The organism is Geobacillus sp. WSUCF-018B (genome assembly GCF_002809985.1).
Lineage (GTDB): Bacteria > Bacillota > Bacilli > Bacillales > Anoxybacillaceae > Geobacillus > Geobacillus thermophilus.
The window spans coordinates 35,593-44,061 of the sequence record NZ_PIJF01000022.1 but is presented as its reverse complement, the minus strand read 5'-3'; the positions used below and the strand labels follow the sequence as shown (position 1 = coordinate 44,061).

The following is an 8,469-nucleotide window of genomic DNA, read 5'->3' as shown; positions in this document are numbered from 1 at the left end:
TTCCTCTCGATTGGAAATCCGGGATGGCCGCTGCTTTGTTTGAGTATGCCCAAATTTATGGAAGGCGTATGTATAATTTTGGATAATCAACACTCGTGAATATAACTATGTGTTATAATATGATAAACATCTGTTTTGGGGGGAAGATTGTGAAAGTATCTTTGGGGTTACTAATATTTTGGTGTCTTCTTTCAGGGTTAATTTTATATGTAATAATTGAAACAGCAGTTAGAAGAGCTATAGATAGCTCTAGATTAACTGAAAAAATAGATAAAATTTTAAATGAAAAGAACAAAAGAGATTAAAGTTCTGATTGATAATTCCCTACGTATCTGTACTTGAGCAAATTTACTAACATAAAACCCGTGGTGCTATATAAATCAAACTTGGTTTTTCAACTAATTAATATTACATTACGACAACGATAATCATTCACCTATATACCCGTGGTGCTGGTTGAGCGTTAGAACTCAACTAGCCCTAGTGTGACCAGCGAATAGGCTAACAATATGCCGTCGAGCGCTACTTCAAATCCGATCATGGAATTCGCTCGAATCTCTGTGATCCGGTATTGGTCAACCAGAACCGAGAACACCGTCTCGATCACTTTGCGTTTTTGTTGGATCCACTTCTCCCATGCCTCGGACGGGCGATGTTTCTGGTTTTTTCGAGACGGAGTCCAAAGCGCCATTTGGTATTCTTCGTACAGCCTTTTTTGCAAGTCACGGCTAATGAACCCTTTGTCCCCGAGGTTATAGGGATGAGGAATTTGGGTCATCACGCTTTCGGCTGCGATTCGATCGTGGCAGGATGCTTCCGTCACCACATATCCCATTGGCAAACCTTGATCGGTCACTTGAAGGTGCAGTTTCAACCCGTAGTACCATTGCTTTTTTGAAGCGCAATACCCGATGTCGGCGATCCCTTGAAACCGTTTGACACGATGCATTCTCGCAGCATGGCACAACGGGAGCGGCAAGCTATCGACCACGGCATAGGCATGATGTTGGCCGCGTTTCGCCAGTTCATGGCGGATCCATTTCATCGCCCAGCGCAGCGCCCGGCAACGGCGATTGTATCGGGAACGTTCGAGAAACTGCCCGTTTGTGAACAAATTTCCGGTGACAAAGCAATGCCATGCACGTTCGGAAGAGAAGCCAAGCAGCTTTCCTAAAAGATGAATAGCAATGATCACCGTATCTTCTTGTTTCACCAAATGACGATTGCGACGTTGAAGATAGAATTGAATTTGTGACAGCTGGGCAGAAACAAAAAAGAAAATGACTGCATATTGTTTTTGAATCTTTGCTTGATCTGTAGTAAAATGAAAGTGCTCTTGCATGGGGATTCTCCTTTCGAATGTTGGATAACACTTTCATTCTACAGGAGATCCACAAGCAAGGGCTATTTTTATGCTTACTCGATTTTATCTAGCACCACGGGTTTTTGATGAACTCCTGTCATATAAAGGATGTCCGGTTGGGCGCAAAGAAGGAAAACCAATGCACGTTGACGAATATGTCAATGCTATAGTAGTAGTATAAAGTTTTTTGATGATAGAAAAAAGGAGGATGTAAGGGATTTTGTCGAAAAATATTTTTTGGACACCCCTGAGAGGCCGAAAAGCCTTGATAGATCAACATTTCTAGAGGGAGGAGAATGGATTGTCGTTAAGCGTTTATATCATTCGCACGATGTTCGTTGTCATTCCCGGCACGGCGGCGATCGGCCTTGCGATATGCCTGGCCAATGGCATTCGCGGGGCGGCATTTTGGTGGACGCTTGTTGCTACGGTGCTGTTTGGCGCGATGCTCGGCTTCGTTTCGGCAACGCTCAACTATCGACGGTTTGTTGCCCCGATTGCCGTTATTAACGAACATTTAGGCAAGATGACAGGCGGAGATTTGACGGTGCGCATACCGCTTGATCGCGTGCAGCAGCTGCGGCCGATTGCGGCGTCGTTAAACGATATGGCAGACGCTTGGCAAAGTGTGATGGGGCAAATCCAACATCATGCCGAAGAAGTAGCGCAATATTCTCAGCAGCTTGCCGCTGTCGCTGAGCAGACGACGAAAGCGACAGAGCAAATTGCGACAACGATGGAAACGCTTGCGGCAAGTGCGGAGGAGCAGGCCGATGCTGTCCGCACCACCGCCGCGTCCGTGCATGATATTTCCCAAACATTGAGCGACGTCGCTTGCCATACGAAAGAAGTGGCGCACCGGGCTGAGAAAACATCGGCGAAAGCAGAGGACGGCAAGCAGTCCATCGGACAAATGTCCGAGCAAATGCAGTTCATTTACGACCACGTTCAAGCGCTTGGCCAGGTCGTTCAAAGGCTCGGGGAGCGCTCGAATGAGATTGGACAGATTACGGAAGCGATCACCGGCATTGCGTCGCAGACGAATTTGTTGGCGCTCAATGCCGCGATCGAAGCAGCGCGCGCCGGCGAGCAAGGGAAAGGGTTTGCGGTTGTCGCGGATGAAGTGCGCAAGCTAGCAGAACAATCAGCGCGCTCCGCGCAACAAATTTCCGAGCTGATCGGTTACATTCAAGAAGAAACGAAGCGGGCAGTTTCGTCTGCCGAACAGGTGATCTCCGAAGTAGCGAAAGGATTGAACGTTGCGGCGGCATGCGGCCAATCATTTGCCCATATCCGCGAGGAGGTCGGCCAAGTGAGTCAACAAATTGGACAAGTCTCATCCGCCATCGAGCAAATGACGGAGCATGCTCGTCAAGTGAACGACGCACTCCAACAGATGACCAATATTGTCGAACAGTCAGCGTCTGGTGCGGCCAACGTATCGGCAGCGACCCAGGAACAAATGGCTTCCGTCGAGGAAATCGCCTCTTCGTCGACATCGCTCGGTCAGATGGCGGACGAGATGCGGGCAATGCTGAAGAAATTTTCTGTGTGAGTGAGGAAAAGGACGCTTTCTTCGAGAAAGAGGGGCTTTCAAACGACGTGTGGGAGTCAACGTTTGGAATAAAATGGTTTGCATCTTTGCCAATTGCCTGATAAAATAAAAAAGTCAGTCATCATTGTTATACGCTCATCTGCTAGGGGAGTCCGGGAGCCGGGCTGAGAAAAGAACGCGATGAAGTTCTTTGACCCTTTGAACCTGATCTGGGTCATGCCAGCGTAGGGAAGCAGGCAGCGGGAACAGATGGACGCACAGGCTGTTCATTTGGCCTTTTTGCCTTGATCGGGTTCCGTTCGTTTTGCGGAACCCGTTTTTGCGTAAATATCCCCCGTCTTTGCCTCTCTTTTGCTGGTGCGGCTGCAGGTCTCAACCACCATTTCAAAGGAGGAAAGCCGCATGGAAAACATCCGCTCGTTCATGTCATTTCCAGCTAGCCGCAAGGTGTACATTGAAGGATCGCGCAAGGATGTGCGCGTGCCGATGAGAGAGATCGTGTTGTCGCCGACGAAAACGCCGCAAGGAACGGTGGAAAACGAGCCGGTGCGCGTCTATGACACAACCGGTCCATACACCGATCCTCATTTTGAGCCGGACGTCGAAAAAGGATTGCCGCCTCTTCGACGCAACTGGATTGTTGAGCGCGGCGATGTCGAAGAAGTGAAGCCATCAGCGACCGCCGGCGTCCGCCCGCTGCCGTTCGTGCGCCGTCCATTGAGGGCAAAGCCCGGAAAAACAGTGACACAAATGCATTACGCCAAACGGGGAATCATCACACCAGAGATGGAGTTCGTCGCCATCCGTGAACGAATCGACCCCGAAATCGTTCGCCAGGAAGTAGCGGCCGGACGGGCGATCATTCCGGCGAACATTAATCACCCCGAGAGTGAGCCGATGATCATCGGCCGTCGTTTCCATGTGAAAATTAATGCCAATATCGGCAACTCGGCCGTTTCATCCTCGATTGAAGATGAAGTGGAAAAGCTGCTTTGGGCGGTGCGTTGGGGCGCCGATACGGTCATGGATTTGTCGACCGGCAAACACATTCATGAAACGCGCGAGTACATCATCCGCAATTCGCCGGTCCCCGTGGGAACGGTGCCGATTTATCAGGCGCTCGAAAAGGTAGGAGGGGTGCCGGAGAAGCTGACATGGGACGTGTACCGCGAGACGCTCATCGAGCAGGCGGAGCAAGGAGTCGACTACATGACGATCCACGCCGGTGTGCGGCTTCATTACATTCCGCTCACCGCCAACCGGACGACCGGCATCGTCTCGCGCGGCGGCTCGATCATCGCCCAATGGTGTTTGGCCCATCATGAAGAAAACTTTTTGTATACGCATTTTGAAGAAATCTGCGAGATTTTGAAACAATACGATGTCGCGATCTCCCTTGGCGACGGCTTGCGCCCCGGCTCCATCGCCGATGCGAACGATGAGGCGCAGTTTGCGGAACTGGAAACGCTTGGCGAGCTGACGAAAATCGCCTGGAAGCATGATGTGCAGGTGATGATCGAAGGGCCGGGGCACATTCCGATGCATAAAATTCGCGAAAATGTCGAGCGGGAACAGGAAATTTGTCATGGAGCGCCGTTTTATACGTTAGGGCCGCTTGTCACCGACATCGCGCCCGGGTATGACCATATTACGTCAGCGATTGGCGCCGCCATCATTGGCGCTTATGGAACGGCGATGCTTTGTTACGTAACGCCCAAAGAACATTTAGGGCTGCCGAATAAAGAGGACGTACGCGCCGGGGTCGTGGCCTATAAAATCGCCGCCCATGCGGCTGATCTGGCAAAAGGGCATCCAGCCGCTCAGCAGCGTGACGACGCGCTCTCGAAAGCGCGCTTTGAATTTCGTTGGAACGATCAGTTCAATTTATCCCTCGATCCGGAACGGGCCCGCGAGTATCATGATGAAACATTGCCGGCTGAGGCGGCGAAAACGGCCCATTTTTGTTCGATGTGCGGGCCGAAATTTTGTTCCATGAACATTTCACATGAACTGCAACGGAAAATCAAAGAGGAGGGGATGAAAGAAAAAGCGCAACAATTTATTCGGCAAGGGTCGTCGCTGTATCAATGACAAGAAGCGGGCTGCGATGCTCGGCATGGTGGAGAGGATATGGAAGTTCGATCAACGGAAAAAGCATGAGCTGGAAAACGCTCGGTGCTGATCGAAGCAGCGGAGGGGGGCGAACGTTCATCGCCCCTCTTGTTTGTTCTGCAAATTGGTGCGGTTCCTTATTATTTTAAAAATATATAATTTTTAAAAAATATATTTACAAATCGTTTCAGATGGATTATGATAATGGCATAAGGTGCAAATTTTGAATCATAGAATGATCATGAGGGGAAAACTGCGCAGTCTATCGCGGCGCCTTCGCCGGCGCTTCGCTTCCATAGACAGCGGCCAGTTGCGTCATCGAACCGTGGATGATGCCGGCCGCTTTTTTTTATGGCGAAAGGGCCGGGTTTCAGAAGGTGGATCGCGTTTTTCTAGCAGCTTAGTGAAAAAAAATAACCCCTTCTCCTGCATCGACCGCTTTTCGAGAAAAAAGATTTTGATGATGTCTTGATGTGCGCAAGCCATTGGTATGATAGGCTGCTTCTGGAACGTGAGACGGGCATGAGGGGGATGGGCGTGCGCATAAACTGAAACGAAGGGCCATGAGGAGGGATGGGATTGAACACATTTTCCGATATTGTGCAGACGATGCCGCCATATTTGTTCTCCCGATTTCAAAAGAAAAAAGAAGAACTGCTAAAGCTCGGGGTCGATGTCATTGATTTAGGGATCGGCGCCCCCGATTTGCCGCCCCCTTCCTTTATCATCGAAGCGTTGAAAGAAGCGCTCGATGCGCCAGAACACTATACGTATTCGCCGTATGGCGGCTGTAGGGAGTATCGGGAAGCGGTCGCGCGTTTTTATGAACGGGAATATGGCGTCAAGCTCGATCCGGAGACCGAGGTGTTGGCGTTAATCGGCTCGAAAGAAGGAATCGTCCATTTGCTGCAAGCCGTTCTCAATCCCGGCGAGCTCGCCTTAGTGCCTGATCCAGGCTATCCTGTCTACCGGACGGCCGTCCATTTTGCCCGCGGCCAGAGCCGATCGCTGCCGCTCGATGCGCAACATGGTTATATTCCTCGGTTTGATGCGCTTCCCTCGTCCGTTTATGACCAAGCGAAAATCATGTTTCTCAATTATCCGAGCAATCCGACGGCCGCCGCTGTCGATTTGGATGTATTGGCCGAAGCCGTTTCACTTGCCCGTCGGCACCGGATGTTCATTGCTCATGATGCGGCCTACTCGTTCGTGACGTTTGCCGGTTTTCAAGCGCCGAGCATTTTGCAGGTGGACGGGGCAAAGGAAGTGGCGGTGGAATTTGGATCGTTGTCCAAAAGCTATAACATGGCCGGCTGCCGCATCGGATACGTGGTCGGAAACCGGGACATGATTCGAGCGCTTTCGGTGATCAAGAGCAACACGGATACGTGCCAGTTTATTCCGATCCAGAAGGCGGCGGTGGCCGCTTTGATGAACGGACAGACGTTTATTCGAGAAAATAGCCGCATTTATGAACAACGCATGAATAGGATGGTCGAGAAACTCCGAGAACTGGGCATCGACGTGCAGCGGCCGAAAGCGACCTTTTTCTTGTGGATCCCGGTCTATGACGGATACTCATCCGAACGATTTGCCGCCAAACTGCTCGAAGAAGCGGGAGTCATCGTCACACCGGGAACAGCGTTTGGACCCGCAGGGGAAGGATATGTCCGCGTATCGCTGTCAGCGCCGCTCGAGCGTCTAGAGCAAGCCGTTGAACGATGGAAGCAAGTGGATTGGGAGGAATCGGCGCGATGAAGAGAACGATGCGTCACATCACGGTGGCTCAAGCCATCGTCGAATGTTTCAAACAGGAACAAATCCGTTATGTGTTTGGTGTGCCGGGGGAAAGTTATTTGCCCCTCCTTGATGCCATCTATGATGAGCCATCCATCGAGTTCATCTCCGCCCGCCATGAAGGGGGTGCTTCCTTTATGGCGGAAGGGTATGCGAAAGCGTCGCAAAAGTGCGGCGTCGTGCTGGCTACAAGGGCGGTTGGCGGAGCGAATTTGGCGATTGGCGTCCATACCGCCAGGCAAGATTCCACTCCGATGGTCGTGTTTTTGGGGCAAGTGAACAGCCGCTTCCTAGGGCGTGAAGGATTTCAGGAAGTCGATATGGAAGCGTTTTTTCGTCCGATCGCCAAATGGGCGGTCGAAATTCGCGAAGCCGAGCGGGTGCCAGAGCTGGTGCAAAGGGCGTTTCGCACCGCGAAAACAGGGCGGCCCGGCCCCGTCGTCGTTTCACTGCCAGAAGATGTCTTTTCCAAAACGATAGCGGAAGCAGTGATAGCCGAGACCGATGTGCCGAAGCCGGCCCCAAGGCAAGAAGATATACAGCACATTGAAGAGATTCTGAAGCGCGCCAAACGGCCGCTCGTGATTGCTGGCGGCGGCGTCAAATGGTCGGGAGCGGAGCAGTTGCTGCGCTTATGGGCGGAAAAGTATGCACTTCCGGTCATGGCGGCGTTCCGGAGGCATGATGTGTTTCCCCACAACCATCCGTGCTATGTCGGACACCTAGGCCTAGGGACGCCGAAAGAGGTCATGGAAACGGCTGAGCAGGCCGATGTGGTGATGGCGTTGGGGACGCGGCTGTCGGAAGTGACGACGCAAGATTACCGTTTGCTATCTCCAACGCAGACGCTGATTCACATCGATATTGACAGCGATGGATTCGGAAAAGTGTATGCACCGGATCTCGCGGTTTGGGCTGACTGTCAGGAAGTGCTGTCCCGTTTGCTCGATCTCGCGGTGCGGCCGTCTTGGCAAGAATGGGCGGCTGAACGGAGGAAACGGTACGAACAAACAGCCAGGCTGCCGGTGGAACATCGCAATCTCTATGAAGCTGTGATGGCAAGTTTGGCGCGCCATTTGCCAAAAAATGCGGTCATTACGAACGATGCGGGGAATTTCGCCGGTTGGCTCCATGCTTTTTTCCCGTTTGGGGATGGGCACACGTACATCGGCCCGACGTCAGGAGCGATGGGATATGGCATGCCGGCTGCCATTGGCGCGAAACTGGCCTTTCCCGACCGGACCGTCGTTTCTTTATCCGGGGATGGCGGCTTTATGATGACGGTGCAGGAGTTGGAAACGGCCGCTCGATACGATATTCCGATCATTAGCATTGTGTTTAACAATCATATGTACGGCACCATCCGCATGCATCAAGAATTGCAGTTTCCGGGGCGGGTCATCGGCACCGATTTAGGCCGCGTGTCGTTTGCCCGTTTGGCAGAATGCTTGAACAGCTGCGGATTCCAAGTGCAGACGGAACAACAGTTCACGGAAGCGCTTCTGTTGGCGCTTGAAGCCAAGAAGCCGACGGTGATTGAAGTGTTGACCGATCCGAACCACATTTCGGTGGCGGCAACGATCCAAGACTTGCGGGCCAAGAGGAAGTCCTGACGATCATCGCTCGGCGTTCAATGTATAAA

General features: G+C 51.8%; 7 protein-coding genes and 1 riboswitch. Of the genes, 5 read left to right on the top strand and 2 right to left on the bottom strand.

The features are described from left to right. The first annotated feature begins 149 nt into the window (after positions 1 to 149). Positions 150 to 305: a hypothetical protein gene (locus CV944_RS17285; protein WP_155116435.1), complete on the top strand. Its 156-nt coding sequence runs from the start codon at positions 150 to 152 to the stop codon at positions 303 to 305. Between the two features lie 158 nt (positions 306 to 463). Here CV944_RS17285 and CV944_RS08560 read toward each other — a convergent pair whose 3' ends face one another. After that, a complete protein-coding gene (locus tag CV944_RS08560) occupies positions 464 to 1,342 on the bottom strand; it encodes an IS982 family transposase (protein ID WP_100664071.1) in 879 nt (292 codons plus the stop codon). Between the two features lie 322 nt (positions 1,343 to 1,664). On the opposite strand from CV944_RS08560, the gene CV944_RS08555 reads away from it, so the two are divergent. Next, positions 1,665 to 2,918, top strand: a complete 1,254-nt coding sequence (locus CV944_RS08555; RefSeq protein WP_063329887.1) for a methyl-accepting chemotaxis protein — start codon at positions 1,665 to 1,667, stop codon at positions 2,916 to 2,918. A gap of 134 nt (positions 2,919 to 3,052) precedes the next feature. Continuing rightward, positions 3,053 to 3,166: riboswitch (TPP riboswitch) on the top strand. An 18-nt stretch (positions 3,167 to 3,184) separates the two neighbouring features. Here CV944_RS08555 and CV944_RS17280 read toward each other — a convergent pair. Beyond that, entirely contained in the window at positions 3,185 to 3,343 is a 159-nt protein-coding gene (locus CV944_RS17280; protein ID WP_155266780.1) for a hypothetical protein, read from the bottom strand. Here CV944_RS17280 and thiC point away from each other — a divergent pair. From thiC to CV944_RS08540, 3 genes are all read left to right on the top strand, one after another. Beyond that, positions 3,321 to 5,009, top strand: a complete 1,689-nt coding sequence (thiC, locus tag CV944_RS08550) for a phosphomethylpyrimidine synthase ThiC (protein ID WP_100664070.1) — start codon at positions 3,321 to 3,323, stop codon at positions 5,007 to 5,009. The two genes, CV944_RS17280 and thiC, sit on opposite strands and share 23 nt — an antisense overlap. 600 nt (positions 5,010 to 5,609) lie before the next feature. Then, positions 5,610 to 6,788, top strand: coding sequence for an aminotransferase class I/II-fold pyridoxal phosphate-dependent enzyme (locus tag CV944_RS08545; protein WP_145994821.1), 1,179 nt, complete (start codon positions 5,610 to 5,612; stop codon positions 6,786 to 6,788). Further along, positions 6,785 to 8,440, top strand: a complete 1,656-nt coding sequence (locus CV944_RS08540; protein ID WP_100664068.1) for a thiamine pyrophosphate-binding protein — start codon at positions 6,785 to 6,787, stop codon at positions 8,438 to 8,440. Before CV944_RS08545 ends, CV944_RS08540 begins: the two co-directional genes overlap by 4 nt. Positions 8,441 to 8,469: the final 29 nt, after the last annotated feature.